This window comes from Mesorhizobium sp. B2-3-6, assembly GCF_006442305.1.
In the GTDB taxonomy this organism is placed as follows: Bacteria; Pseudomonadota; Alphaproteobacteria; order Rhizobiales; family Rhizobiaceae; genus Mesorhizobium.
On sequence record NZ_VFVW01000016.1, the window covers coordinates 41,143 to 67,777 of the forward strand.

At 63.4% G+C, this 26,635-nt stretch carries 24 protein-coding genes; 19 read left to right on the forward strand and 5 right to left on the reverse strand.

What is annotated here, in order from left to right:
- Positions 1-3: 3 nt before the first annotated feature.
- Entirely contained in the window at positions 4-378 is a 375-nt protein-coding gene (gene uraH, locus FJ953_RS29695) for a hydroxyisourate hydrolase (protein WP_140501174.1), read from the reverse strand.
- A gap of 200 nt (positions 379-578) precedes the next feature.
- Here uraH and puuE point away from each other — a divergent pair, with 200 nt between their 5' ends.
- The 14 genes from puuE to FJ953_RS29765 all read left to right on the forward strand — a co-directional run bounded on the left by puuE (position 579) and on the right by FJ953_RS29765 (position 16,642).
- On the forward strand, positions 579-2,003 hold the full coding sequence (gene puuE / locus FJ953_RS29700; RefSeq protein WP_140580621.1) for an allantoinase PuuE: 1,425 nt from the start codon (positions 579-581) through the stop codon (positions 2,001-2,003).
- 10 nt (positions 2,004-2,013) lie between these two features.
- Entirely contained in the window at positions 2,014-2,877 is an 864-nt protein-coding gene (locus tag FJ953_RS29705; protein WP_140501178.1) for a bifunctional allantoicase/(S)-ureidoglycine aminohydrolase, read from the forward strand.
- Positions 2,874-3,377, forward strand: coding sequence for an ureidoglycolate lyase (locus FJ953_RS29710; protein ID WP_140512809.1), 504 nt, complete (start codon positions 2,874-2,876; stop codon positions 3,375-3,377). The genes FJ953_RS29705 and FJ953_RS29710 overlap by 4 nt, the downstream gene beginning before the upstream one ends.
- Positions 3,377-3,970, forward strand: coding sequence for a nucleoside deaminase (locus FJ953_RS29715; protein WP_140501182.1), 594 nt, complete (start codon positions 3,377-3,379; stop codon positions 3,968-3,970). The genes FJ953_RS29710 and FJ953_RS29715 overlap by 1 nt, the downstream gene beginning before the upstream one ends.
- Positions 3,971-4,062: 92 nt before the next feature.
- The gene (locus FJ953_RS29720) at positions 4,063-6,048 is read left to right on the forward strand and encodes a CocE/NonD family hydrolase (RefSeq protein ID WP_140625639.1); all 1,986 of its coding nucleotides are present in this window, start codon (positions 4,063-4,065) and stop codon (positions 6,046-6,048) included.
- Positions 6,049-6,201: 153 nt separating this feature from the next.
- Positions 6,202-7,788 carry an ABC transporter substrate-binding protein gene (locus FJ953_RS29725; RefSeq protein WP_140512805.1) on the forward strand — a complete coding sequence of 529 codons (1,587 nt, stop codon included), beginning with the start codon at positions 6,202-6,204 and terminating at the stop codon, positions 7,786-7,788.
- A gap of 15 nt (positions 7,789-7,803) precedes the next feature.
- Positions 7,804-8,763, forward strand: coding sequence for an ABC transporter permease (locus tag FJ953_RS29730; protein WP_140512803.1), 960 nt, complete (start codon positions 7,804-7,806; stop codon positions 8,761-8,763).
- 11 nt (positions 8,764-8,774) lie between these two features.
- Positions 8,775-9,599, forward strand: a complete 825-nt coding sequence (locus tag FJ953_RS29735; RefSeq protein WP_140501190.1) for an ABC transporter permease — start codon at positions 8,775-8,777, stop codon at positions 9,597-9,599.
- Positions 9,599-11,254 carry an ABC transporter ATP-binding protein gene (locus FJ953_RS29740; RefSeq protein ID WP_140625640.1) on the forward strand — a complete coding sequence of 552 codons (1,656 nt, stop codon included), beginning with the start codon at positions 9,599-9,601 and terminating at the stop codon, positions 11,252-11,254. Before FJ953_RS29735 ends, FJ953_RS29740 begins: the two co-directional genes overlap by 1 nt.
- Positions 11,255-11,368: 114 nt before the next feature.
- A complete protein-coding gene (locus FJ953_RS29745) occupies positions 11,369-12,952 on the forward strand; it encodes an ABC transporter substrate-binding protein (protein ID WP_140558767.1) in 1,584 nt (527 codons plus the stop codon).
- An 81-nt stretch (positions 12,953-13,033) separates the two neighbouring features.
- Positions 13,034-13,873 carry an alkaline phosphatase family protein gene (locus FJ953_RS29750; protein WP_140625641.1) on the forward strand — a complete coding sequence of 280 codons (840 nt, stop codon included), beginning with the start codon at positions 13,034-13,036 and terminating at the stop codon, positions 13,871-13,873.
- A 126-nt stretch (positions 13,874-13,999) separates the two neighbouring features.
- Positions 14,000-14,566: a sigma-70 family RNA polymerase sigma factor gene (locus FJ953_RS29755; RefSeq protein ID WP_140512795.1), complete on the forward strand. Its 567-nt coding sequence runs from the start codon at positions 14,000-14,002 to the stop codon at positions 14,564-14,566.
- Complete coding sequence (locus FJ953_RS29760) at positions 14,563-15,231, forward strand: anti-sigma factor (protein WP_140512794.1); 669 nt, start codon at positions 14,563-14,565, stop codon at positions 15,229-15,231. The genes FJ953_RS29755 and FJ953_RS29760 overlap by 4 nt, the downstream gene beginning before the upstream one ends.
- On the forward strand, positions 15,221-16,642 hold the full coding sequence (locus FJ953_RS29765) for a S8 family serine peptidase (RefSeq protein WP_140512792.1): 1,422 nt from the start codon (positions 15,221-15,223) through the stop codon (positions 16,640-16,642). Before FJ953_RS29760 ends, FJ953_RS29765 begins: the two co-directional genes overlap by 11 nt.
- Positions 16,643-16,716: 74 nt before the next feature.
- Here the strand turns inward: FJ953_RS29765 and FJ953_RS29770 are convergent, their stop codons facing one another.
- The 3 genes from FJ953_RS29770 to FJ953_RS29780 form a co-directional block, all read right to left on the reverse strand.
- Entirely contained in the window at positions 16,717-18,063 is a 1,347-nt protein-coding gene (locus FJ953_RS29770) for an FAD-binding oxidoreductase (protein ID WP_140501202.1), read from the reverse strand.
- A gap of 168 nt (positions 18,064-18,231) precedes the next feature.
- Positions 18,232-19,254 (reverse strand): substrate-binding domain-containing protein, encoded by a 1,023-nt coding sequence (locus FJ953_RS29775; RefSeq protein ID WP_140501204.1) that lies wholly within the window; start codon positions 19,252-19,254, stop codon positions 18,232-18,234.
- Between the two features lie 16 nt (positions 19,255-19,270).
- Positions 19,271-19,495, reverse strand: a complete 225-nt coding sequence (locus FJ953_RS29780) for a hypothetical protein (RefSeq protein WP_140512791.1) — start codon at positions 19,493-19,495, stop codon at positions 19,271-19,273.
- A 122-nt stretch (positions 19,496-19,617) separates the two neighbouring features.
- Between FJ953_RS29780 and FJ953_RS29785 the strand changes: the two genes are divergently transcribed.
- From FJ953_RS29785 to ugpC, 5 genes are all read left to right on the forward strand, one after another.
- On the forward strand, positions 19,618-20,973 hold the full coding sequence (locus FJ953_RS29785) for an ABC transporter substrate-binding protein (RefSeq protein WP_140567866.1): 1,356 nt from the start codon (positions 19,618-19,620) through the stop codon (positions 20,971-20,973).
- A gap of 263 nt (positions 20,974-21,236) precedes the next feature.
- On the forward strand, positions 21,237-22,250 hold the full coding sequence (locus tag FJ953_RS29790) for a sugar ABC transporter permease (protein ID WP_140501210.1): 1,014 nt from the start codon (positions 21,237-21,239) through the stop codon (positions 22,248-22,250).
- A gap of 1 nt (position 22,251) precedes the next feature.
- Positions 22,252-23,406, forward strand: a complete 1,155-nt coding sequence (locus tag FJ953_RS29795; RefSeq protein ID WP_140625642.1) for a carbohydrate ABC transporter permease — start codon at positions 22,252-22,254, stop codon at positions 23,404-23,406.
- Positions 23,407-23,410: 4 nt separating this feature from the next.
- Positions 23,411-25,075 (forward strand): alpha-glucosidase, encoded by a 1,665-nt coding sequence (locus FJ953_RS29800; protein ID WP_140567869.1) that lies wholly within the window; start codon positions 23,411-23,413, stop codon positions 25,073-25,075.
- 25 nt (positions 25,076-25,100) lie between these two features.
- Entirely contained in the window at positions 25,101-26,213 is a 1,113-nt protein-coding gene (gene ugpC, locus FJ953_RS29805; RefSeq protein WP_140525615.1) for a sn-glycerol-3-phosphate ABC transporter ATP-binding protein UgpC, read from the forward strand.
- Between the two features lie 87 nt (positions 26,214-26,300).
- Here ugpC and FJ953_RS29810 read toward each other — a convergent pair whose 3' ends face one another.
- The gene (locus FJ953_RS29810; protein WP_140501218.1) at positions 26,301-26,537 is read right to left on the reverse strand and encodes a DUF680 domain-containing protein; all 237 of its coding nucleotides are present in this window, start codon (positions 26,535-26,537) and stop codon (positions 26,301-26,303) included.
- Positions 26,538-26,635: the final 98 nt, after the last annotated feature.

Genomic DNA, 26,635 nt, shown 5'->3' on the forward strand with positions numbered 1-26,635 from the left:
GTCTCAGCTCCCCCTGTAAGTCGAATAGCCGTAGGGCGAGACGAGCAGCGGCACATGATAGTGCACGGCATCCGCCATGCCGAAGCGGATCGGCACGGTGTCGAGGAAGGCCGGCTCGGGCAGTTTCGTTCCCTGGCGCCGCAGATAGTCGCCAGCGGCGAAAACCAGCTCGTATTCGCCGGTCTGGAAATCCGCGTCGGCCAAAAGCGGTGCGTCGCAACGGCCATCGGCGTTGGTGGCGACCGTCTTCAGATGCGTCCTGGCCGGGCCATCGATCCGGTAGAGCGCGATCGACAATCCCGCCGCGGGCTTGCCGGTTGCCGTATCCAGGACATGGGTCGTCAGACGCCCGCCATCGATTTTCGACGTTTCTGCCATTGTCCGCCTCCCATTCCAATACGAACAAACCGGCCGGTAAGCCAAACATTGCTGATGAATTGTGCGCCAATTAAAGGCGATGCATAAGTCCCGGTCGAGCGGAGTGCGACAAAAACACTTTCAAAAATTTTCGGGGGAATGCGAGAAGCACCCTTTCGATATCCTGATCATACTTCGGGCGATGCCCCGTGGGAGGGACGATGCGTTACACCAGAGACATGCGCGGCTACGGAGCCAATCCGCCGGATCCCAAATGGCCCGGTGGCGCGCATGTGGCCGTGCAATTTGTCGTCAATTACGAAGAAGGCGGCGAGAACTGCGTCCTGCATGGCGACAAGGCTTCGGAAGCCTTCCTGTCGGAAATCGTCGGCGCGGCTCCCTGGGCGGGCCAACGCCATTGGAACATGGAATCGATCTACGAATATGGGGCGCGGGCAGGCTTCTGGCGGCTGCTTCGCCTGTTCACCGAGGCCGAGGTGCCAGTGACCTGTTACGGCGTCGCCACGGCACTCGCCCGCTCGCCCGATCAGGTGACGGCGATGCAGGATGCCGGCTGGGAGATCGCCTCGCACGGACTGAAATGGATCGACTACCGCGACCACAGCGCCGAGGACGAGCGCCGCGACCTCAAGGAGGCGATCCGGCTGCACTACGAAGTGACAGGCGCGCGCCCGACGGGCTGGTACACCGGCCGGACGTCGGTCAACACCGTGCGGCTGGTGGCGGAGGAAGGCGGCTTCGACTACGTCTCCGACACTTATGACGACGAGCTGCCCTACTGGTTCGCGGATGACGGGACCGACAGGCCACAGCTCATCATCCCCTACACGCTCGATGCCAACGACATGCGCTTCGCCACGCCGCAGGGCTTCAACTCGGGCGACCAGTTCTTCGCCTACCTGAAGGACAGTTTCGACACGCTCTATGCCGAAGGCAAGGCTGGGCGGCCGCGCATGATGAATATCGGCCTGCACTGTCGCCTCGTCGGGCGGCCGGGGCGGGTGGCGGCGCTGAAGCGCTTCGTCGACTATGTGAAGTCGCACGACAAGGTCTGGCTGGCGCGGCGTATCGACATCGCCAGGCATTGGCGCGAGACCCATCCATACAAGCAGCCGGTGCTGCGCCCTTCGAGGATGGAATTCGAGGCCTTCGTGCATGCTTTCGGCGGCGTTTTCGAACATTCGCCGTGGATAGCCGAGCGCGCCTACGAGCTGGAACTTGGCCCGGCGCACGACAGCGCCGGCGGCCTGCACAATGCGCTCTGCCGCGTTTTCCGCGCCGCAAGCGAAACGGAGCGGCTGGGCGTGCTCAACGCCCATCCAGACCTTGCCGGCAAGCTGGCAAGGGCCAGGCGGCTGACGGCGGAATCAGCCAGGGAACAGGCTTCGGCCGGCCTCGATGAGCTGACCGACAAGGAGCGCGAGCTGTTTTCCAAGCTTAACGCCGCCTACGTTACCACCTTCGGTTTCCCGTTCATCGTCGCGGTGAAGGGCAAGACCAGGCAAGAAATCCTGGCGGAGTTCGAAAGGCGCATCGGCAACAGCCGCGGCGTCGAATTCGAGACCGCCTGCAAACAGGTCGAGCGCATCGCGCTCTTCCGCCTCAAGGACATGCTTCCGCAATAGGTTTGAACCCATGGATACGATCAGGATGCCCGAGCGAACCTATTATGCTCCACATGGCGGCCATTCCGGCCAGAGTGAGCTTCTGACCGGCCGCGCCGTCTTCACCGAGGCCTATGCCGTCATCCCCAAGGGCGTGATGCAGGACATCGTCACCAGCGCCCTGCCATTCTGGGACAAGACCCGCGTCTGGATATTGTCGAGGCCGCTGTCGGGCTTTGCCGAGACGTTTTCGCAGTACATCGTCGAGATCGCGCCCGGCGGTGGCAGCGACCGGCCGGAACCCGATGCCGGCGCCGAGGGCGCCTTGTTCGTGGTCGAAGGCGAACTGACCGTCCTGCTTGCCGGCGAAAGACATGTCTTGCGGCCGGGCGGCTTCGCCTTCCTGCCGCCGTCGAGCGGCTGGACTGTTCGCAACGAAAGCAATGCGGCTGTCCGCTTTCACTGGATACGCAAGGCTTATGAGTCCGTCAGCGGCCTCGAGGTCCCGCAAGCCTTCTTCACCAACGAGCAGGACATCGGGCCGACGCCGATGCCCGGTACCGACGGCCGTTGGGCGACGACGCGCTTCGTCGATCCGGCCGACATGCGCCATGACATGCACATGACCATCGTCACCCTCGAACCGGGCGCGGTCATTCCCTTTGCCGAGACCCATGTCATGGAGCACGGGCTCTATGTCCTGGAAGGCAAGGCCGTCTACCGGCTCAACCAGGACTGGGTCGAGGTGGAGGCCGGCGACTATATGTGGCTGCGCGCCTTCTGTCCGCAGGCCTGCTATGCCGGCGGACCGGGAAAATTCCGCTATCTGCTCTACAAGGACGTCAACCGGCACGCCAAGCTCGGCAGTGCCGGGATCGCAGGGCGTGCGCCGTGACCCGCATCGTCGCGCGGCCGCTGACCCGCGAGGGCTTTGCCCCGTTCGGCGATGTCATCGACATGGGCGGCGACAACCACTACCCGATCAATGGCGGCAAGGCCGAGCGCTACCATGATCTGGCGACCGCCGAGGCCGTGGGGCCGAATGCGCGCGTGCTGATCTCGATGGTGCGCGGCACGCCTTACGAATTGCCGCTGGCGCTGACCATGGTCGAGCGTCACCCGCTCGGCAGCCAGGCCTTTATCCCGCTGTCGCCACGACCGTTCCTGGTCGTCGTCTGTCATGACGGCAAGGACGGTCCGGCCGAGCCGCATGCCTTCATCACCAAGCCAGGGCAAGGCATCAATTATTCACGCAATCTATGGCACGGCGTACTGACGCCATTGGGTGAGCCCCAGGATTTCCTGATCGTCGACCGTGGCGGCGACGGCTCCAATCTCGAAGAATTCCATTTTTCGCACGCCTACGAGATTCATCTCCCCGACGAGATCCTTTGATGACCGACATTTCGCTGATCGACCGCCTGCTCGACGTCATCGAGCACGACATCGTGCCGAAGACGCAGGAAGGCGTCGCCCATGGCAACAAGCTGTTCGGCGCGGCGATCCTGAAGAAAGGCGACCGCTCGCTGGTGCTGGCCGAAACCAACAACGAGATCGAAAACCCGCTCTGGCATGGCGAAGTGCACTGCCTGAAACGCTTCTACGAAATGCCCAAAGCCGAACGTGTCGACACCAAGGAGGCCATCTTCCTGGCCACGCACGAGCCCTGTTCGCTCTGCCTGTCGGCGATCACCTGGACCGGTTTCGACAATTTCTACTATCTGTTCAGCCACGAGGATTCGCGCGACAGTTTTGCCATCCCGCACGATCTGAAAATCCTGAAAGAGGTCTTCACCCTCGATCCCGGCGGTTACAATGCCGAGAACGCCTATTGGAAGAGCTTTTCGATCCGCAGGCTGGTGCGGGCGCTGCCCGAGGCGGAACGCGGGCGGCTGGAGGCGCGCATCGGCAAGATTGCAGCACTTTATGAAGCGCTCTCTGGCGACTACCAGGCCAACAAGGCCGAGAACGACATTCCGCTGAACTGAGGGCACCAAGCAGCGGCACAGGTCGCATATTCCACTGCTCCAGTCGCGAATGGCGATTGAAACTTGCCGCGCCGCGAGGCGTTATGCGCGCCATGAAAACCGTCACCGAGTTTCCCCGCAAGGTCGTCGAATTCCCTGATATGGGCATCGTTATGCCGGATGGCTGCCGGCTGTCGGCGCGGGTGTGGATGCCGGAAGATGCCGGCGACGATCCGGTGCCTGTCATCCTCGAGCACCTGCCCTACCGCAAGCGCGACGGCACCATCTTTCGCGACCAGCTGACGCATCCCTATTTCGCCGGCCACGGCTATGCCTCGATCCGTGTCGACATGCGCGGCAATGGCGATTCCGAAGGGCTGATGGACGACGAATATTCCGAGCAGGAGTTGCAGGACGCCTGCGACGTCATCGCCTGGGCGGCGGCTCAACCCTGGTGCAACGGCAATGTCGGCATGATGGGTATTTCCTGGGGCGGCTTCAACTGCCTGCAGGTGGCAGCCATGCAGCCGCCGGCGCTCAAGGCGGTCATCAGCCTGTGCTCGACCGTTGATCGCTATGCCGACGACATCCACTACAAGGGCGGCTGCCTGCTGCTGGAAAATTTCGGCTGGGCCTCGACAATGCTGTCCTATTCGTCACGGCCGCCGGACCCGCTGCTGGCGGGCGACAACAGATGGCGCGACCTGTGGCTCAGCCGACTGGAGAACCAGTCGTTCCTTTTGCCGCTCTGGCTTGGCCACCAGCACCGCGACGCCTACTGGAAACGCGGCTCGATCTGCGAGGATTTCTCCGCCGTCAAGGCCGCGGTGCTGTCGATCGGCGGCTGGCATGACGGCTACCGCAACACCATCTCGCATCTCGTCGCCAACATCGAGGCGCCGGTCAAAGGCATCGTCGGCCCCTGGATCCACAAATACCCGCATTATGCCGGGCCCCAGCCGGCAATCGGCTTCCTGCAGGAAGCGCTACGCTGGTGGGACCGCTGGCTAAAGGGCGTCGAGACCGGCGTCGAGGCCGACCCGGCCTACCGCGCCTATGTGATGGACAGCGTGCGGCCGGCGCGCTGGCATCCGGAACGGCCGGGCCGCTGGGTGGCGGAGCGGCAGTGGCCTTCGCCCGACATCAAGACGCAAACGATCGACCTGATCCCGGCGGGCGGTAAATCCGCCACCGTCGCTTCGCCGCAAAGCTGTGGGCTGGCCGGCGGTGAGTATTTCCCGTTCACCTTCGGCCCGGAATTGCCGGGCGACCAGCGTCCCGACGACGCGCTGTCGGTGTGTTTCGACCAGCCGGAACTCGCCGAGGCGATCGACGTCGTCGGCGCACCGGAAGTCGACGTCCGGTTATCCTGCGACCGCCCGCAGGCCAACATCGCGGTGCGGCTTTGCGACGTGCATCCCGATGGCGCCTCCGAACTGATCTCCTATGGCGTGCTCAACCTGACGCATCGCCTCTCGCACGAATTCCCGCAAGCGCTTGTCCCCGGCGAGAGCGTTTCGGCACGCGTCGTGCTCGACCAGTGCGCCTATCGCGTGCCGGCCGGCCACCATTTGCGCATAGCCGTCTCGAACGCCTATTGGCCCATGATCTGGCCCTCGCCGGAGCCGGTCCGCCTGAGCCTGTCGGCGGCGACGCTGAAGCTGCCGCTGCGCCCGCTGGCGACGGGCGACGAGGTCACGTTCGCCGCGCCGGAGGCTGCTTCCCCCTGGGCAACCGAGACGATCCGCCCGGCCAATTCGGAACGCCGCGTCGACCGCGACGAGAAGACCGGCATCGTCACGCTTTCCATAGAAGACGATTTCGGCGAGGTGCGCGATCTTGCACATGGCCTGGCGAACGGCAGCATCGCCCGCGAGACCTGGACGATCCATCCGGACGATCCGTTGTCGGCTGGGGGACGGACGCATTGGACGCAAACCCTGTCGCGAAGCGGATGGTCGGTGCGCACCGAAACATCGGCCGAAATACGCTCGGACGCCAAAAACTTCATCGTAAGCGCCCGAATTGAAGCTTACGAAGGCGAAAAACTCGTCTTCGAACGCGATTTTGAACAGGCGGTTCCGCGCTCGCTTGTTTGAGCGGCAAGGCATTGGTCCAATTGCGACGTGCCATTTACGCCACGGCATGTCGCATTCGGTCTTGCTTACCGCTTTCCCTTGCGGTCATTATTCCCCTCACAAGAAACAAGAAAACGACCACTAAGGTCGAACCAACAGAGTGAGGAACTCAAAATGTCAAACGAACTGGAATTCCTTAGCCGACGCGTCGCCTCAGGCAAGCTCAGCCGTCGGGATTTTCTCGGCCGGGCGGCAGCGCTCGGCGTCACCGCGACCTTCGCCAACTCACTGCTTTCGAGCGCGGCGCGCGCAGCCGGCCCGGTCAAGGGCGGCACGCTCAAGGCAGGCCTGGTTGGCGGCGAGTCCACCAACAGCCTGGATCCAGCCCTGTTCATGACGCAGGTGCCGTTCGCCTTCGGCAAGATGTGGGGCGAACTGATCGTCGAGCTTTCCCCAGAGGGCAAGCTCGAGAACCGCATCGCCGAGGAGATCGGCTCGTCCGACGATGCCAAGGTCTGGACACTGAAGATCCGCGACGGCGTCGAATTCCACAATGGCAAGACGGTGACCGCCGAAGACGTCGCCGCCACGCTCGAGCGTCATTCGGACGAGAAGTCGAAGTCCGGCGCGCTCGGCTACATGAAAGGCATCGAAAGCATCAAGGCCAGCGGCAAGGAAGTGGTGCTGACGCTGAAGGAGGCCAATGCCGATCTGCCCTACCTGCTCAGCGACTACCACCTGATCGTCCAGCCCAATGGCGGCAAGGACAAGGCCGATGCCGGCATCTCGGCGGGCCCTTACAAGGTCACCACCAACGAGCCCGGCGTGCGCCATGGCGGCGAGCGCTTCGCCAATTACTGGCAGGGCGACAAGATGGGCCATGCCGACCAGATCGAGATCATCGTCATCAACGACGCTACGGCCCGTACGGCCGCCCTGCAGGGCGGCCAGGTCAACATGGTCAACCGCGTCGAGCCGAAGATCGTCGACCTGATCAAACGCGTGCCGGGCGTCACCATCCGCAACCATGCGGGACCGGGCCACTACGTCTTCATCATGCACTGCAATACGGCGCCGTTCGACAACAACGACCTCAGGATGGCGCTGAAGCTGGCGATCGACCGCGAAGAAATGCTGAAGAAGGTGCTGCGCGGTTACGGTTCGCTCGGCAATGATTTCCCGATCAATGCCGCCTACCCGCTGTTCACCGAGATCGAGCAGCGCACATACGATCCGGACAAGGCCAAGTTCCACTACAAGAAGTCGGGGCATGACGGCGCGGTGCTGCTCAGGACCTCCGACGTCGCCTTTCCCGGCGCCGTCGACGCGTCCCAGCTTTTCCAGCAGAGCGCGGCCAAGGCCGGCATCCAGATCGAGCTCAAGCGCGAGCCGGGCGACGGCTACTGGAACGAGGTCTGGAACAAGCAGCCCTTCTGCGCCTCCTATTGGGGCGGACGCTCGACCCAGGACCAGATGTACTCGACCGCCTACCTGTCGACCGCCGACTGGAACGACACGCGTTTCAAGCGCCCGGATTTCGACAAGATGGTGCTGGCGGCGCGCGCCGAGCTGGACGAGGCCAAGCGCAAGGCGATGTATCACGACATGGCCGTCATGGTGCGCGACGAAGGCGGCCTGATCCTGCCGATGTTCAACCAGTTCATCGACGCCACCGGCGCCAAGGTGGGCGGCTGGGTGGACGATCCGCACCAGGAGTTGATGAATGGCTATGCCCTGGCAAAGTGCTGGCTCGAAGCCTGAGCCGGCCTTGCCCAGATGTCCTCACCCATCGTGAAACTGGTGGCCCAGCGCGTCGCGCTGGGCATCCTCCTTTTGTTGGCCGTCTCGGTCCTGATCTTCGCCGGCACACAGATCCTGCCCGGCGACGTCGCGCAAGCCATCCTAGGGCAGTCGGCGACACCGGAATCGCTCGCCAATCTGCGTGAGCAGCTTGGGCTCAACGATCCGGCCTATATCAGGTATTTCCGCTGGCTCGGCGGCGTTTTGACCGGCGATCTCGGGACCGCCATGTCGAGCGGACAGGATATCGCAACATCGATCAAGGGCCGGCTGTGGAACACGCTTTTCCTCGCCTTCTGGGCGGCGATCGTGGCCATTCCACTGGCCATAACGCTTGGCCTGATCGCGGTGCGCTACCGCAACGGCTGGGTCGACAAGCTGATCTCGGGACTGGCGCTCGCCTCGACCTCCTTCCCGGAATTCTTCATCGGCTACTTGCTGGTCTTCTACTTCGCGGTTCAGCATCAGTGGTTCCCCGCCATCTCGACCGTCTATGACGGCATGCCTTTCGGTGAACGCATGCAGGCGATCGCGCTGCCGGCGGCGGCGCTGACGCTGGTGGTGCTTGCCCATATGATGCGCATGACGCGCGCTGCGATCCTAAACGTCATGCAATCGGCCTATGTGGAGACCGCCGAGCTCAAGGGGCTCTCGGCTTTCGCGGTCATCCGCAAACATGCCTTCCCGAACGCCATCGCGCCGATCATCAACGTCGTCATGCTCAACCTCGCCTATCTGATCGTCGGCGTGGTCGTGGTCGAAGTGATCTTCGTCTATCCCGGCATGGGGCAGTATCTGGTCGATCACGTCACCAAGCGCGACGTGCCGGTGGTGCAGGCGGTCGGACTGATCTTCGCCGCCGTCTATATCGGCCTCAACATCATCGCTGACATAGCGGCAATCGTCGCCAATCCGCGCCTGAGGCATCCCAAATGAAGAGGGCGGGCATGCTCGACATCAAACGCATCCCCGTGCCCGCGCTGGTCGGCCTGGTGCTGACGGCCCTGTTCGTGCTGGCGGCCATCTTCGCGCCGTGGCTTGCGCCGCACGGCAATGGCGAGATCGTCGGCGACGTCTGGGAGCCGATGTCGGCCGCGCATTGGCTGGGCACCGACAACCTTGGCCGCGATCTGCTGTCGCGCATGATCTATGGTGCGCGCATCACCCTGTTCATCGCAGTGCTCGCCACGGCGTTGTCCTTCTCGCTTGGCGCCATTCTCGGCTTTTCGGCGGCGGTGTTCGGCGGCTGGTTCGACACGCTGCTGTCGCGCCTCGTCGATCTCCTGATGTCGATCCCGACGCTGATCATGGGCCTTGTTGTGCTCTCGGTGCTGCCGACAAACCTGGTGACGCTGATCCTGGTGATGGGCATTCTTGACTCGACCCGCGTCTACCGCCTGTCGCGCGCGGTGGCCGTCGACATCAACGTCATGGATTATGTCGAAGCCGCCAAGCTGCGCGGCGAAGGCAGCACCTGGATCATCTTCCGCGAGATCCTGCCCAATGCGCTGTCGCCGCTGGTCTCGGAACTCGGCCTGCGCTTCATCTATGCCGTGCTGTTCCTGTCGACGCTCTCCTTTCTTGGCCTCGGCGTACAGCCGCCGGATGCCGACTGGGGCGGCATGGTCAAGGAAAACAAGGACGGCATCGTCTTCGGCATTGCCGCGGCGCTCATACCGGCGGCCGCGATCGCGGCGCTTGCGATCTCGGTCAATCTCGTCGCCGACTGGGTGCTCAACCGCACGACAAGCCTGAAAGGAGGACGCGGATGATGGCCGACAGCAAAGCGAAATCCAGCCCGCTCCTCGATATCCGCAACCTGCGCATCGAGGCCATGGTCTACCCACCGGGCGAAGCGCCAAAGACCATCACGCTCGTCCACGACGTCTCGCTGACCCTGGAAAAGGGCAAGGTGCTCGGCCTGATCGGCGAATCCGGTGCCGGCAAGTCGACCATCGGCCTGTCTTCGATGGGTTATGGGCGCGGCGGCGTGCGCATCACCGGCGGCGAGGTGCTCCTCAACGGCCGCGACATCCTCAAGGGCGGCAAGGAAGGTTTCCGCAGGCTGCGCGGCCGCGAGGTCTGCTATGTCGCGCAGTCGGCGGCAGCGGCGTTCAACCCGGCGCACAGGCTGATGGACCAGGTTGTCGAAGCCACCCTCCTGCACGGCAGGGCGACGCGCGCGGAGGCCGAGAAACGCGCCGTCGCGCTGTTCAGGAAGCTGAGTCTGCCCAATCCCGAAACCATCGGCGAGCGTTTCCCGCACCAGGTCTCCGGAGGCCAGCTGCAGCGTGTGATGACGGCGATGGCGCTGTGCTCGGAACCGGACCTGATCGTCTTCGACGAGCCGACGACGGCGCTCGACGTGACGACGCAGATCGACGTGCTGTCGGCGATCAAGGACGCCATCCGCGACACGCATGTGGCCGCGCTCTATATCACCCACGACCTCGCCGTCGTCGCCCAGGTTTCGGACGAGATCATGGTGCTGCGCCACGGCCGTCTGGTCGAATGGGGCGGCACCCGCCAGATCATCAAGGAACCGCGCCAGGAGTACACCAACGCTTTGGTGTCAGTGCACGAGATCGAACACGCCGAGCAGAAACCCGGCGTCTCGCCATTCCTGTCCGTGAAGAACGTCACCGCCGCTTATGGCGGCGGTCATGTCAAGGTGCTGAAGAACGTCTCCGTCGATATCTATCCCGGCCAGACGCTGGCGGTGGTCGGCGAGTCCGGCTCCGGCAAGTCGACGCTGGCGCGCGCCATCACAGGGCTCCTGCCGCCCGAACAGGGCACGGTGACCTTCGACGGGCGCCCGCTTGCCAACCGGCTTGCCGACCGGCCGAAGGAGGATCTGCGGCAGCTGCAGATGATTTACCAGATGGCCGACGTGGCCATGAACCCGCGCCAGACCGTCGGCACCATCATCGGCCGGCCGCTGGAGTTCTATTTCGGCATGCGGGGACGTGAGCGCGACCGGCGCGTCGCCGAATTGCTCGACGAGATCGAGATGGGCAAAGGCTTCCTCGACCGCTATCCGGCGGAGCTGTCGGGCGGCCAGAAGCAGCGCGTCTGCATCGCCCGCTCGCTCGCCGCCAAACCGAAGCTGATCATCTGCGACGAGGTGACCTCGGCGCTCGACCCGCTGGTGGCCAACGGCATTCTCAAGCTTTTGTTGAACCTGCAGCAGCACGAGAAGGTCGCATATCTCTTCATTACCCACGACCTTGCGACGGTAAGGTCGATCGCCGATTCGATCGCGGTGATGTATCGCGGCGAGGTGGTCCGTTACGGTTCCAAAAGCAAGGTGCTCACACCGCCTTTCGATGCCTATACCGACCTCCTGCTGTCCTCGGTTCCGGAAATGGAGATCGGCTGGCTGGAAAAGGCGATCAAGGGGCGACGCATGGCGAGCGCCGGGAACTAGCCAGCGGTTCGCCAGTCAAGGAGATGACGAACGTCATCCGGATGCAACACTGGAGGGCCAGACGTCCTTCGGACGGCATCGCCTGTGTGCGGTTGTTTCAAAAAGGGGTAGGACATGAAGACTGAACTCGACCATCTCGCTGAACTCGCCGGCCAAGGCCGGATATCGCGGCGTGACTTTCTCGGGCGCACCGCGGCGCTGGGCATGTCGGCGGCGCTGGCAACGACGCTGGCCGGGAAAGCCTTCGCGCAGACGCCGGTCAAGGGCGGCATTCTCAAGGCCGGCTTGCAGGGCGGCGAATCGACCAACAGCCTCGATCCGGCGCTGAACCTCAGCCAGGTCACCTTCAGCTTCGGCAAGCAGTGGGGCGAATATCTGGTCCGCCTCACCCCCGACAACAGGTTGGTCAACCTGATCGCCGAGGACATCGGCGCTTCCCCGGATGCCAAGACCTGGACGATCAAGATCCGCGATGGCATCGAGTTCCACAATGGCAAGACGGTCGGCGCGGAGGATGTCGCGGCCACCATCGAGCGCCACGCCGACGAGAAATCGAAGTCGGGCGCACTCGGCATTCTCAAGAACATCAAGGGCATCAAGGCCAACGGCAAGGAGGTCGTCGTCACGCTTGCCGACGCCGATGCCGACTTCCCCTATCTGATGGCCGACTATCATCTCGTCATCCAGCCCAATGGCGGCAAGGACGATCCGAACGCGGGCATCAGCGCCGGCCCCTATAAGGTGACCGTCAACCAGCCCGGCGTGCGCCATGGCGGCGAGCGCTTCGCCAATTACTGGCAAGGCGACAAGGCGGGCCATGCCGACCAGGTCGAGATCGTCGTCATCAACGATGCGACGGCGCGGCTGGCGGCCCTGCAAGGCGGCCAGGTGCACATGATCAATCGCGTCGAGCCGAAGGTGGTCGATCTCGTCAAGCGCATCCCCGGCGTCAGCATCGAGAACGTTTCGGGCAAGGGCTATTACCCGTTCAACATGTTCTGCGACACCGCGCCCTTCGACAACGGCGATCTCAGGATGGCGCTCAAGCTCGCCATGGACCGCGACGAGATGCTGGAAAAGATCCTGCGCGGCTATGGTTCGGTCGGCAATGACTTCCCGATCAACGAGGCCTATCCGCTGTTTTCGGCCATCGAACAGCGCAAGTTCGACCCGGAAAAGGCTGCAGCGCTCTACAAGAAGTCGGGCCACAGCGGCTCGATCCTGCTGCGCACCTCCGACGTCGCCTTCCCCGGGGCCGTCGATGCGGCACAGCTCTATCAGCAGAGCGCCGCCAAGGCAGGCATCAAGATCGAGATCAAGCGCGAGCCTGGCGACGGCTATTGGTCGGAGGTCTGGAACAAGCAGCCTTTCTCGCTGTCTTACTGGGGCGGGCGTGCCACGCAGGACCAGATGTATTCCACCGGCTATGTGTCGAACGCCGACTGGAACGACACGCGTTTCAAGCGGCCCGAGTTCGACAAGATGCTGTTTGCAGCGCGCGGCGAGCTCGACCAGGACAAGCGCAAGGCGATCTATCACGACATGGCCGTGCTGATGCGCGACGAAGGCGGATTGATCGTGCCTTTCTTCAACCAGTTCATCGACGCCGCCACCAACAAGATCGGCGGCTTCGCCAAGAGCCCGATCGGCGAGATGATGGACGGCTACGCGCTCGCCGAATGCTGGCTGAACGCCTGACATCAAGTTCCCGCCGAAAGCGCCGCGTGTCCGTGCGACACGCGGCGTGCTCGTTCCCCCGACAATCGCATGGAGCAGCTCGTGGCGCTCAAGACCAAACTGTTGCTGATCATCCTCGACGGCGTGCCTTACCGGAACTGGCGCCGGCTGATGGGCAACCTCGAAGGCTGGGTGCAGTCGGGCGAAGCGCGGGTATGGAGGATGCGCTCGGTGCTGCCGTCGACCTCGGCCTGCTGTTATGCTTCGATCCACACCGGGGTGCCGCCGCAGGCGCATGGCATTCTTTCCAACGAGAACCGCTTCCGCGTCAGCCAGCCCGACATCTTCTCGGAGGTCACCAGGGCCGGGGGAATAACCGGCGCGGTCACCCACTCCTACTGGTCGGAGTTCTTCCGTTCCTACCCGTTCGACCTCGTCGAGGACATGGAGTATGACGAGCCGGGCGGGCCGATCACGCATGGCCGCTTCCACACCATGACCGGCTACAACGCGCGCAACCAGATGACGCCGAGCGACGTCGACCTGTTCGCCACGCTGACCATGCTGAGCAGCCGCCACGGCATCGACTACGGCATCCTGCACACTTGCACGCTGGACTCGATGGGCCACCGTTTCGGCCATGACTGTCACGAGATGGACCATGCCTGCTACGCGATGGACGGCATGCTGGCCGCTTTCCTGCCGCGCTGGCGCGACGCCGGCTATGAAGTGATCGTCACCGCCGATCACGGCCAGACCGACCGCGGCCACCATGGCGGCCGCGATGACGAGATGCAGGATTTCGCGATGTATTATTTCGGCGGCGGCAACGGACCAGATGCCGACACGCTGCTCGACCAATTGCAGCTGGCGCCAACGGTTCTAAGCCGGCTGGGGGTGGCGATACCCGAGACGATGAAGGCGAAGCCCTTCCTGAGCTAGCTTCCCCTTCACCCACTGGCAAGGCTCATCTTCTTCGGTTAGCCTCCGCAAATTCCTTGGCGGAGGATGAACCTTTTTGAGCCGATCAGCGACAGAGCAGGCAGGAGCCAGGCGGCTCGATCGGTCATGACCGGCGCGATGGAGACCGATCGCGCGCTTGTCGAGCGGGTCGCGAAGGGCGACCGGGCCGCCGTGCGGCTCCTGTTCATGCGCCACCACGCGCGGATATACCGCTTCGTGGCGCGCCAGACGGGATCGGAAATGATGGCTGACGACATCGCGAACGAGGTGTTCCTCGAACTGTGGCGCCAGGCGCCGGGTTTCGAGGGACGTTCCGAAGTCTCGACATGGCTGCTCGGCATCGCCCGCTTCAAGGCGCTGTCCCTGTTGCGCAAGAAAAAGGAAGACTGGATCGACGACGAGGCCGCAGCCGCGGTGCCCGACGGCGCCGATACGCCCGAGATCGTTGCCATGAAGGAGGACAAGAGCACTGCCTTGCGCCGCTTCATCGATGCCTTGCCACGCGAGCATCGCGTGGTCATCGATCTCGCCTATTATCAGGGGCAATCGGTGACCGAGATCGGCGAGGTGCTCGACATCCCGGTCGCGACCGTCAAGACCCGCATGTTTTATGCCCGCAAGAAACTCGGCGAAGCCCTCAAGGCCGCCGGTTACGACAGGGGGTGGCCATGAGCGCCGCTGAAAAGATGTCGCGCCGCGACGAAATGGAAACGTTGCTGCCGTTCTACCTGAACGGTTCGCTGGAAGGCTCGGAACTGGAGGCCGTCGAGGAATGGCTGGCCAGCGATCCAGCGGCGATGGCCGCTCTTGGCGAGGCGGAGGCTGAATTCTCCAGCACCGCGGCCGCCAATGAGGCGATCCGTCCGCCGGCCGATGCGCTGAGCCGCTTTTCCAGGACGCTCGATGCCGAGGCCGGCCCGGCGCGCGCCGCCGCCGGTTCGTCCTGGCTGGCGCAGGCCTGGAGCCGCTTCATCGCGCTGCCGGTCGGCGTCGCCTGGGCGGCGGCCGCGGCTCTGCTGGCGCTGGTCATGGTGCAGTCGTTCGTGCAGCCCGGCGGCAAGGGCGGCAATTTCGAGATCGCGGGCGCGCAGGACGAGATGGCGAAGATGCCGTTCGCCCTGGTCAAGTTCAGGCCCGACGCGAAAATGTCCGACATCGCCGCCTTTCTCGGCAGCAGCGGACTGAAGATCCTGGACGGACCGACCGCCGAGGGCGTGTTCCGGCTCGGCATTCCGGCCGCCAACGCGGCCGACTACACCAGGCAACTCGGCCTTGTTGCCGCCCAGCCTTTCACCGACACCGTGATCGAGGGAAGGAAACCGGCCGATGGCGGCTGAGGCGGTCATTCGATTTGCGGCAATCCTTGCGGCGGCGATGATGATCGCCATCGGGCCTGCGTCGGCGCAGGGCAACGACGCCAATGCCGACCGAAAGATCGACTGCCGCGACGGCACCGATGCGGCAGGCGCCGACTGTGGCAAGGACGGCGGCGACAGCGGCAGCGCGGCCGGTGCCGTGTTTCTTCCCGCCCTGATCGTCGACCTGTTCCCCAATGCGGCCGCTCCCGCGGCACCGGTGCCGACGCCACGGCCGGACCCGGCGGCGCCGCCCGCCGGCACGCAGGCCGGACCGCCTTCGGGCGGGCCGATCGTCTCGCCAAGCGATCTCATCGCCGTTCAGCCGCCACGCGCCGTGGCCGGCGATTTCGTGCCCGACGAGGTGCTGGTGACCGTCGATGGCGATGCGGGCGCCGTGCAGCAGATCGCCGCTTCCTTCGGCCTCGATGTGCGCTCGCAGCGGCAATCATTTTTGCTCGGCACCACGCTTGTGCGCTTCGGCATTCCCGACCGCCGCCCCGTCGGCGTGGTGCTGGCGCAGCTTGCCGCCGACAGCCGCACGCAGCGGCGTGAGCCCAACCATATCTATTCGCTTCAGCAGGCGGCGGGCATCGTCAACTATGCGTTCGAGCGCATCGCGCTCGAACCCAGCCAGGCGAGCGGCGAGAACGTCCGCGTCGCGGTAATCGATACCGGCATCGACGACACCAATCCGACGCTGGCCGGGGTCATCGCCGGCCAGTTCGACGCCATGCCCGACGTGCCGGTCGAAAAGCGCGACCACGGCACTTCGGTCGATGGGCTGATCGCCGGCGTCGGCGCGCTCAAGGGCATGGCGCCCGGCGCCAGGATCTATCACGCACGTGCCTTCGAAGGCGGCAAGTCGACAATGGACGTCATCCTTGCTGCGCTCGACTGGGCGGCCGAGCAGGACGTGCGCATCATCAATATGAGTTTCGTCGGTCCGAAGAACGACCTGCTCGGCATCGCCTGCCGCAATGCACGCGCGCTCGGCATGGTTCTTGTCGCCGCCGCCGGCAACAACGGGCCCAAGGCGCCCTATGGCTACCCGGCCGCCTTCGACGGCGTCATCGCGGTGACCGCCACCGACGCCAGGGATGGGCTAATGCCGCAGGCCAATCGCGGCGCCTATGTCTTCATCTCGGCGCCGGGCGTCGAGATGGTGGCGCCGAGCGGAGCCGGCTCGGATGTCGTCACCGGCACATCGTTCGCCGCCGCGATCGTCTCGGGCGCCATTGCCAATCTCATCCACGCCGCGCCGGACCGCTCGGCCGACGCCATCGAAAAGGCGCTGGCCGCAACGGCCCGGGATCTCGGTTCGAAAGGGCGGGACGATGACTTCGGCTACGGGCTGCTGGACATCAAGGCCGCCGAGACGGCGAAGGAATGATCCTTGGCAACATGCTCCTAAATTCAGTCGGCTATTTGCGATGGCCGAGACGGGACGAATGCTGGACTAAACATCTAGAGGGCCGGACCCAACCGAACGGCGCTTCCATCATAGAAGCGTGACAGCCGAAAGCGGCTGAGATCATGCCCACTCGCGTTACCCTGAATCAGGTCGGAAACGACGCGACCGATTCCAGGTCCGATACCGAAGCCGTGACCACTCATTCCCGTGGCCACGAAAAGACCGACGACTGCCCGGGCGTGATCCACGACGGGGACGACATCGGGCATGGCGTCAATCATGCCTCCCCAGCCTGCCTTCAAGCGAACTGTTTCGAACTGTGGAAAAAGGCGTCTGAAATTGCGCTCTACAGAACGGAGGCCGGAGCGTTCAGCGGCCGGGTTGAGCACCCGCATTCTTTCGAAAGGACTCTGGGAATCCGGGGTCCAATCGCGCGGGGTCGACCAGCTATCAGGGTAACCCGATGGAGCGCACGGAAAGTAGCGGGTTCCGAGCGGATTGGCCATGAGGGCGGGAAGATACTTGGTGGCGTGCCGGAATGCGTCAGGTCCCAGGTAAAGCAAATTACTGCCTCCCGGGGCGAGCGTGTATCCGCCATCCTGTCGGCGCCTGAAAGCGATGTGTTCGTCCGCTGCCGCACCTGCATAGATTTCAGGCATAGGCTCCGTTGCGGCTACGGTTACCCTGACGCTGAGTTGGGGGATGGAGACGCCGTGTCTTCTCAGGAACAGCGACGACCAGGCGCCGCCCGCGACCAGTACGCTGGAGGTTTCAATGTATCCCGCCTCGGTCCACACTCCTCTGATCCTGCCAGCTGAGATTTCGAGGGTTCGCGCTGCGCAATTCTCTATGATCTTGGCGCCTTTTCGGACGGCAAGACGAGCAAGCGCAGGCACCGCCAACCAAGGCTCCGCACGCATGTCGGAGGGCGTCGTCATCGCGCCCTTGAACTTGCGCGACATGCCCTTGATGAGTTTCGCGGTTTCGTCTGCGTCCAGGAGGCGAGTGTCGAGCCCATGGATCGCGGCGATCTTCATGAATTCTTCGAAACCGGCCATGTCCTTGTCGGAGTTCGCCAGATAGGTCACACCTGTCTGGTCCAGCCCGATGTCTTCGCCGCATTCCTCAGCCAGTTGCCGCCATAGGCGAAAAGCCTCGATGACAATTGGCAGTTCATCTGCGTCGCGCCCCTGCTTTCGAATCCAGCCCCAATTTCGGGACGATTGTTCGGCCGCAACGCGGCCTTTTTCCAGCAGCGTGACCGGAATGTTCCGCTCCGCCAGGAAAAGAGCCGTCGTTACGCCGATAATGCCGCCACCAATGATGACCACCTCCGAACGCTTCGGCGGTGGGCCAGGATGTTGGATTGGATCCATTTCGGAGAACGGGAATATGGGCAAGTGGGCATCCAGGAGGGCTGGTTGATGGCTTCGGCTTACTGGTTGCCACCCTCTAAAAGCCAAAGCAAGCGCGGTGCAGGCAGACCACTATCCATGACACTGCAATCGATCTTCCGGCAACGCCCGCAAGCGGTCGAACTCGGCCCCTCGGAGCGATTGGCTCTAACCCTAGGCAGGCGCTCCGGCAACCGACCCCCTGATCACCAGGTCGACCGGCCAGACCTCGCCGCGCGGGCCCTCTTCCAGGCCCGATATCCGTGCGGCCAGACGCTCGGCGATGCGGGCGCCGGCGAGCCGGATCGAGGAGCGCGTCGTCGACAGCGGTACGGAGAAATTCTCCGGCTTCAGCCATGGGAAGACGTCGTCATGTGCAATTAATGAGATGTCGCCGGGGATGCTCAGGCCGAGGTCGCGCACGGCGCGCACGACGCCGAGCGCCATGATCAGGCTGGAGCAGGCGATCGCGGTCGGCGCGCCGTCCTGTTCGAGCAGGCGCCGGGCGGCGCGATAGCCGTTCTCCTCGGTCATGGCAACGGAGCAGACATGGCGGTCGCCCAAGGTCAGGCCGCTCGCGGCGAGCGCCCGGCGCACGCCTCGCTCGCGATGCACGGCGAAGGTTTCGCGGTCATCGCCATTGATCAGCGCCAGCCGCCGGTGGCCGAGCTGGACGAGCAGCCGTGCCGCCTCGTGAAAGGCGCCCTCATTGTCGATGTCGAGATAGGGATAATCGAAATCGAAACCTTCGCTGCGGCCATGGATGATGAAGGGTATGCCGAGCGTGTTGACCAGCGCCACGCGCCGGTCGGCCGGCGTCGGCGAGGAGATGTAGACGGCGTCGACCTGGCGGTTGGCGACGATGCGCCGGTAAGTCGTCTCCTGGTCGTCGGCGTCGGCGGGAGACAGCACCAGGTCGAGCTCGTGCGAGCGCGCATAATCGCCAAGGCCGGACAGGAATTCGACGAAGTGCGGGTCGATGTCGACGGCAGCACCCGTCGGCAAGACATAGCCGATCATTCCGGACTTGCCGGTCGCAAGCCGGCGTGCGCTCGGATTGGGGCGATAGCCATGGCGCTTGGCGGCGTCCATGACGCGCCGGCGCGTCTCTTCGTTGACCTCGGGATAGCCGTTCAGCGCCCGGCTTACCGTGGTCTGCGAAAGCGCCAGCATGTGCGCGAGTTGCTTCAGGTTCACGAGAGGCCTCCATGCCTCAAAGCGCTTTTAAATTGAATCGACCCAAGCCCTGCGGCAGGCCCGGCATGTCATGGCGACCATAGGCAGGCTTGGTGCAGGTTTGAAACATAAATTGCTGCTGCACTGCCAAAAAAGCATGCTGCAGCGCGATTTTCCAGGCGCCAGACTCCGGAATTAAATCGATTAAGTTACCACGCCTCTTGACTTCTGGACGATTCAATGGCGAGATCGAAATAGCCAAAGCGCTTTGGAAGACTCTTCGAAAGGTTGCGGTTCCTTCCCGACTGAGTCACAGTCCTGCGGCGTCGGCGGGCGGAATGGAGGTTCCGTCCGGTGTTTGTGACCCACTGGGAGGGAATACCGATGAAGAAAATGCTTTTGCTGGGCGCCGCGCTTGCCGTGCTCGCCCTCGGCGCGCCCGCGCAGGCCGAACTGAAGTTCAAGCCGGGCGAGGACAAGCGTTTCAACTGGGCAAACTACGAAGAACTCAAGAAAGTCGACCTCAAGGGCGAGACCCTGTCGATCTTCGGGCCATGGCGCGGCGAGGACGAGACCCTGGTGCGCGGCGTACTCGATTATTTCTCGGAAGCCACCGGCGCCGAGATCAAATATTCCTCCTCGGAAAATTACGAGCAGCAGATCGTCATCGACACGCAGGCCGGCAGCCCGCCCAACATCGCCGTTCTGCCGCAACCCGGCCTGATCCAGGACCTTGCTTCCAAGGGTCTCTTGACGCCGCTCGGCGACGACACCGCCAAATGGGTCAAGGACAATTACGGCGCCGGCCAGTCATGGGTCGACCTCGGCACCTTCAAGGACAAGGACGGCAAGCCGGGCTTCTTCGCCTTCCCCTACAAGGCCGACGTGAAGTCGCTGGTCTGGTACTCGCCGGACAATTTCGAGGAAGCCGGCTACAAGGTACCGAAGACGCAGGAAGAACTCGCCGACCTCGAGAAGAAGATTATCGCCGACGGCGGCACGCCATGGTGCATCGGGCTCGGCTCGGGCGGCGCCACCGGCTGGCCGGCGACGGACTGGGTGGAAGACCTGATGCTGCGCACGCAGTCTCCGGAAACCTACGACAAATGGGTGAAGAACGAGATCCCGTTCAACGACCCGGCCGTGGTCAATGCAATCAACATCTTCGGCAAGATCGCGACCGACGACAAGATGGTCGATGGCGGCGCCAAGGCGGTCGCGGCGACCGATTTCCGCGACAGCCCCAAGGGCCTATTCGCGGTGCCGCCGAAATGCTACCTGCACCATCAGGCGTCGTTCATCCCGACCTTCTTCCCCGAAGGCACGAAAATCGGCCAGGACGCGGACTTCTTCTACTTCCCGCCTTATGCGTCCAAGCCCGAACTCGGCACCCCCGTGCTCGGCGCCGGAACGCTGGCGATGATCACCAAGGACTCGAAGGCCGCCCGCGCGTTCATCGAATTCCTTAAGATGCCGCTGGCCCATGAGATCTGGATGGCCGAAGGCGGTTTCGTGACGCCGTTCAAGGCGGTCAACAAGGATGCCTATGCCAGCGATGCGCTGCGCAAGCAGGGCGAGATCCTGGCCAATGCCTCGACTTTCCGTTTCGACGGGTCGGACTTGATGCCGGGCAAGATCGGCGCCGGCGCCTTCTGGACCGGCATGATCGACCTGGTCGGCGGCAAGTCGGCGCAGGACGTCGCCACCGACATCCAGAAGAGCTGGGACGCGATCAAGTAAGAGCCGCACCCGCGGAGGCCTAGGCTTCCACCTCCCGAGCGGATCCGGGCCAGTTGGCCCAGATCCGACCGGCCCCATCGCAACATCCCAGCCCGGCCAACCGGGACGGGTCAGATCCAGTCGTGACAGCGTAGACATTCCGGCATGCGGCGGGCACGGAGCCACACGCTTCCCTGCCTGCCCGCGCTCAACAACGAGATCGGCGCGCGGCGCAATCGCAAGGATCGTTTCCATCCTGGCGGGTCGTGCAGGGAGAGGGACCCATGGCGGCTCAGATTTTCTCGGCCATATTCGTCATCATCATCGGCGTCGGCGGCTGCGTCGCCTATTTCTGGGGCGCCAACAAACTGCTCGACGTCACCTTCCCCTCGCGCGGCGTCTCGGGCGCCGCCGCCGTCGACAATCTGCGCCGGCAAGGGCTGATCCGGCCCTGGCTGTTCGTCGGCCCGGCGATGATCATCCTGACCATCTATCTCATCTATCCGGTGGTCGAGACGCTGCGGCTGTCCTTCCTCGATCGCGGCGGCGCCAATTTCGTCGGCCTGGCCAACTATCAATGGGCCTTCGGCGACCGCGAGTTTCGCAATTCGATCCTCAACAATGTGCTCTGGCTGGCCGTAGTGCCCGCCGCCTGTACCTTCCTTGGCCTGATCATCGCCGTGCTTACCGACAAGATCTGGTGGGGCACGATCGCCAAGAGCCTGATCTTCCTGCCGCTGGCGATCTCCTTCGTCGGCGCCAGCGTCATCTGGAAATTCATCTATGAGTATCGCGGCGAAGGCCAGACGCAGATCGGCATCCTGAACGCCATCATCCAGCATTTCGGCGGCCAGCCGCAGGTCTGGATATCGCTGCCGTTCTGGAACAATTTCTTCCTGATGGTGATCCTGATCTGGATCCAGACCGGCTTTGCCATGGTCATCCTGTCTTCGGCGCTGCGCGGCATTCCGGAAGAGACGCTGGAAGCCGCCGTCATCGACGGTGCCAATCCGTTCCAGATCTTCTGGAAAATCATGGTGCCGCAGATCTGGGGTACCATCGCCGTGGTCTGGACCACAATCACCATCCTGGTGCTCAAGGTATTTGACATCGTCCTGACCATGACCAATGGCCAATGGAACAGCCAGGTGCTGGCCAATCTGATGTTCGACTGGATGTTCCGTGGCGGCGGTGATTTCGGCCGCGGCGCGACAATCGCCATCATCATCATGATCGCGGTCATTCCGATCATGGTCTGGAACATACGCCAGGCCAACAAAGAGACGGGAGGACATTGAGATGACCGTCGCGACCGGAAACTCCTTCGCCAGCCGCTTCGGCGTTCACATCGCCGTCCTGGTCTTCGTTGCGATCTGGACCATGCCGACGCTCGGCATCCTGATATCGTCGCTGCGCGACAAGGACCAGATCATCGCCTCGGGCTGGTGGAACTCGTTCGCCAGTTCGACCCAGACCGAAGCTGGACGCCTGCCGCCCGCCTCGGCGCAGGTCGAGAAGGACGGCAAGTTCGTCCTCCAGGGCAACATTTTCGGCGATGGCGCCAAGCGCGAGATCAGCGCCTTCGGCGTCAAGTCGGCGGCACCGACGCAATATCCGGCCGGCACATCGGCCGATCTCGGCGACGGCGTTACCTTGCAGCTCAATGCCGACGGCAGCTTCGTCATGACCTCGCCCAAGGCGTTCGAGGGCGACCGCGGCCAGCGCGTCTACTATGCCTCCTCGGCGCCGCCGAAATTCACCACCGACAATTACAGGACCGTGCTGTTTTCGGAAGGCATCGGCCGCTCCTTCATGAACTCGCTGACCGTCACTATCCCGGCGACCGTCATCCCGATCCTGATCGCCGCTTTTGCGGCTTACGCTCTGGCCTGGATGCGCTTTCCCGGGCGCGCGCTTCTGATCGCGGTCATCATCGGCCTGCTGGTGGTGCCGCTGCAGATGTCGCTGATCCCGCTGTTGAAGCTCTATAACGGCGTCGGCGCCTTCTTCGGCGTGCCCTCCAAGACCTATCTCGGCATCTGGCTGGCGCATACCGGCTTCGGACTGCCCTTCGCCATCTACCTCTTGCGGAGCTACATTGCCGGCCTGCCGCGCGAGATCATGGAATCGGCGCGCATCGACGGCGCCAGCGATTTCGAGATATTCGTCAAGATCGTGCTGCCGCTGTCATTTCCCGTGCTGGCGTCCTTCGCCATCTTCCAGTTCCTGTGGGTATGGAACGATCTCCTGGTGGCGATGGTTTTCCTTGGCACGGAGGCGGATCAGATCGTGCTGACCGCCAAGCTCAATGCCTTGCTCGGCTCGCGTGGCGGCGACTGGGAGATCCTGACGACGTCGGCTTTCGTGACCATCATCGTGCCGCTGATCGTGTTCTTCTCTTTGCAGCGCTATTTCGTCCGCGGGCTGCTCGCAGGCTCGGTGAAAGGAGGCTGAAACCATGCAATCCGCTTTGAAAGCCAGTTCGAGGCCCGATCTCGCCGTCGATAGCGACTGGTGGCGAGGTGCCGTGATCTACCAGATTTATCCGCGCAGCTACCAGGACTCGAATGGCGACGGCATCGGCGACCTCAAGGGGATCATCGGGCGGCTGCCCTATATCGCCGCGCTCGGCGCGGACGCCATCTGGATCTCGCCCTTCTTCAAATCGCCGATGAAGGATTTCGGCTACGACGTCTCGGATTACTGCGACGTCGACCCGATGTTCGGCACGCTGGCCGATTTCGACGCGCTGACGGCGGAGGCGCACAGGCTGGGGCTGAAGGTGATGATCGACGAGGTGCTGTCGCACACCGCCGACATCCATCCCTGGTTCAGGGAAAGCCGATCGAACCGCAGTAATCCGAAAGCCGACTGGTACGTCTGGGCCGATCCCAGGCCGGACGGCACGCCGCCCAACAACTGGCTGTCGATCTTCGGCGGATCGGCCTGGCAATGGGACACCAGCCGCCAGCAATATTACCTGCACAACTTTCTCGCGGAACAGCCGGACCTCAATTTCCACAACGGCGAAGTCCAGGACGCGCTGCTCGACGTGACCCGCTTCTGGCTGGAGCGCGGTGTCGACGGGTTCCGCCTCGACACCATCAATTTCTACTTCCACAGCCAGGGGCTGGAAAACAACCCGCCGCTGCCGCCGGAGCAGCGCAACGACCAGACCGCACCCGCGGTCAATCCCTACAACTACCAAGACCACATCTACGACAAGAGCCGTCCGGAGAACCTCGGCTTCCTCGAACGCTTCCGCGCCCTGCTCGACGAATATCCGGCAACGGCCGCGGTCGGCGAGGTCGGCGATTCACAGCGCGGACTGGACGTTGTCGCGGCCTATACAGCCGGCGGCAAGCGCGTGCACATGTGCTATTCCTTCGACTTCCTGGCGCCGGAAAAGATCAGCGCCGCCAAGGTCCGTTCGGTGCTGGAAACCTTTGGCAAGGTTGCCAGCGACGGCTGGTCGTGTTGGGCCTTCTCCAACCATGACGTGATGCGCCCGGCCTCGCGCTGGGCCGCCAACGAAGCCGACCCGACCGCCTATCTCAAGGTTATCTCGGCATTGCTGATGTCCTTGCGCGGCTCGGTCTGCATCTATCAGGGCGAGGAACTGGGGCTCGGCGAAGCCGAATTGCGGTTCGAGGATCTGCAAGATCCCTACGGCATCCGCTTCTGGCCGGAATTCAAGGGCCGCGACGGCTGCCGCACGCCGATGGTGTGGGACGGCAGCGCCAGGAATGGCGGCTTCTCCCAGGCAAAGCCGTGGTTGCCGGTGCCGGCCAAGCACCTGTCGCAAGCCGTCAATGTCCAGCAAGGCGACGAGCATTCGCTGCTCGAACACTACCGACGCTTTCTCGGCTTCCGCCGTGCCCATCCGGCGTTGGCCAAGGGCGATATCAATTTCATCGAAAGCCAGGGCGACACTGTCGCCTTCACGCGCCGCGCGGGCAACGAGCAGATCGTCTGCGTCTTCAACCTGGGATCCGGGCCAGCGGAGGTTGACCTTGGCGGTCGATCGCTGCAACCTTTGCCCGGACACGGATTTTCGGGACAGCAGAGCTCCGGCTCCATCCGCCTCGGCGGCTACGGCGCCTGGTTCGGGCGCATCGACTGAATTCTAGGGACCACTGGAGGGAAACATGGCCGATGTCACGCTGAGGCAAGTGAAGAAATCATACGGCAATCTCAACATTCTGCACGGCATCGACCTCGACATCAAATCGGGCGAGTTCATCGTCTTCGTCGGGCCGTCGGGTTGCGGCAAGTCGACATTGCTGCGCTCGATCGCAGGGCTCGAGGAGATCACCTCGGGCGAGCTCAGAATAGCCGGCGAGGTGGTCAACGACGTGCCGCCGTCGAAACGCGGCATCGCCATGGTGTTCCAGTCCTACGCGCTCTATCCGCATATGACGGTCTACGACAACATGGCGTTTTCGATGAAGATCGGCAAGGAAAGCAAGGCCGAGATAGACAAGCGCGTGCGCCAGGCGGCAGAGATCCTGCAGCTGACCAACTATCTCGACCGCCTCCCCAAGGCGATGTCGGGCGGCCAGCGCCAGCGCGTGGCCATCGGCCGCGCCATCGTGCGCAACCCGAAGGTGTTCCTGTTCGACGAACCGCTGTCGAACCTCGACGCCGCGCTGCGCGTCGCCACCCGCATCGAGATCGCCAAGCTCAAGGAATCGATGCCCAACACCACCATGATCTATGTCACCCACGACCAGGTCGAGGCGATGACGCTGGCCGACCGCATCGTGGTGCTGAAGGAGGGCCATATCGAGCAGGTCGGCACGCCGATGGAACTCTACAAGAAACCCGGCAATCTGTTCGTTGCCCAGTTCATCGGCTCGCCGGCCATGAACATCCTGCCGGCGACCATCGACAAATCGGGCAATCCGACCGCCATCAGTCATGTCGGCGGCCGCAAGGCTACGGTGCCGATCGCGACGCCGGCCTCGGCCAAGGGCGCGTCGGTGAGCTTCGGCGTGCGGCCGGAGGACCTGACGATCGCCGGCGGCACGGACTATCTGTTCGAAGGAACGGTGGATTATGTCGAGCAGCTCGGCGAGGTGCAACTCGTCTATGTCGACATCGGCCGCGCCGACCTGCCGCTGGTGACCAAGCTGCCGGGCAATGTCGAGGTCAAGCGCGGGGCGACACTGCGGCTGAGCGCCGACGCCGGAGACCTTCATATCTTCGACGCGGATGGACGATCCTTCGCGCTGCACGAGACGGAAGCGAAAGCGGCCTGAGAGCAGGCCATGAATTAATTGCCGGTCACGCAAAAACAGGAGCGGCGGGCAAAGCCCGCCGCTCGTGTTTGGTGTCAGCTTCGGCTGTTAGTGGCCGAAGAGATTCCGGTCACTGCCCTGAGGGGCGGACTTGTGTACATCGCCCGACGAATTGAGCAGCTTGTAGACGGGCGAGCCGCTGTCGCGGATCGAAGCCGTGTGCGCATTGTCGACCGAGGTGACGGCAGGCTGATTGGCGCCATTGGAGCCATAGTTGTCGCTGCTGGCGAAAGCGCTGCCCGAAACGGCCAGGACGGCGGCGGCAGCAAGGATGATCTTCTTCATTTCAAGTCTCCTGAATTTTCGAATTTCGCCAGGACGGCGGAAGGCCCGCCGTCAACTGGAGATCGGCTGTTAGTTGTTGCCGAAGAGGTTGCGATCGG